General features: G+C 43.7%; 1 pseudogene. It reads left to right on the top strand.

Annotated elements, in window-relative coordinates:
• Positions 1-1,299: pseudogene (locus ACFIKE_RS10735) on the top strand (filamentous hemagglutinin); the annotation flags it as partial.

The following is a 1,299-nucleotide window of genomic DNA, read 5'->3' as shown; positions in this document are numbered from 1 at the left end:
ATCCAAACCAACACCCTGAAAAACGAAGCCGATAGCACGCCTGTCATCACAGAAAAAACGGAATATAGCGATATTTCATTCCAAAGACCAAAGGATTCTGATCAACTCAGTGATGGGATGTTATATCATGATGCGAAAGTTGGTCTTTGGGGACAAGGGCACGAACATCAAGATGATAACGGAATTTGGAAAGGACACTTATACATTTACTTAGATAATCCACTTTGGAATAGTAAAGAAGAAACCTATGGCACCGCAATTTCAAGCGATGGAACAGTCTATAAGGCATTTACTTGGAAATATATTGACGAAAGAAACTCTGTAGAACAGTATCGATGGAATGGTTCTCGGCAGAAGGGAGGATGGTTTGGGTCAATAAACGAAAATTGGTCACACATGACAGAAAAGACTGTCACGCAAGGGTTTTCGCATAAACCAACTGTTTCGGGGATGATACAATCTAGTGGCAATCTCATCATTAACGCTGATACCATTGACAACCATTATAGCTCTATGAGAGCAGAGGGAAATGCTGATATCCACGCCAAGACGCTGACCAATTTAGGTGCAACGGCTTATAAAAATACCTATATGGGTTGTAATGCCAATACGGATGCTTATTGTTATGGCTATAAAGCTGATGGAAGCCGCGATGTTTCTTTAGATATAGTCAATGGCAAGGATCGCCAAATTGGTTCAGAAGCTCTTGATGCAGCTCCTGGTCTTGTCCAAGCGGGTGGCACTTTAAATCTGGTGGTCGATCAACTCAATAACACGGCAGCGGAAGGTTCGATTACAGGGGATGCGCATTTTGAAGCAAAGTCGGTTGCGGGCAATCCACTGGAGTCCTTAAGTGGTTTAACCGGGGCTGGTGCTCTCTTTACACCAAAAGTAGATCTCAATAATGCAGGGGAACTTTCTGAGGGGCTTCCTTTACCAAAACCCCAATCGGGGGGTGTTGGGGGCACGCTGCCCAACCAGAATTTCATTTATGAAACGCGGGCAGAATTCCTTGATGTTGGCAAGTTTTATGGCTCAGCTTATTATTTGAACAGAATTGGCTACAATCCTGACAGAGAGATTTTTTTCTTAGGCGATGCATATTTTGAAAAGCAGCTGATTGAAAAACAAATGCGTGATCTGGTTGGTCAAGGTTTGGGCAAAGGCTCCTTTATTCCTGGAAGTGATGCCATTGAACAAGTCAAAACTTTGCTGGATGTCGGGGCAGACTATGCAAAAGCCCACAATCTCCCCTTTGGTGAGGCTTTGAGTGAAGAACAATGGGCGTCCCTAGAAACC

The sequence above is a fragment of the Bartonella sp. MU70NMGDW genome (assembly GCF_042194085.1).
Classification (GTDB): Bacteria; Pseudomonadota; Alphaproteobacteria; order Rhizobiales; family Rhizobiaceae; genus Bartonella; species Bartonella grahamii.
The sequence above is the reverse complement of the archived record's forward strand: the minus strand, read 5'-3'. Positions and strand labels throughout refer to the sequence as shown.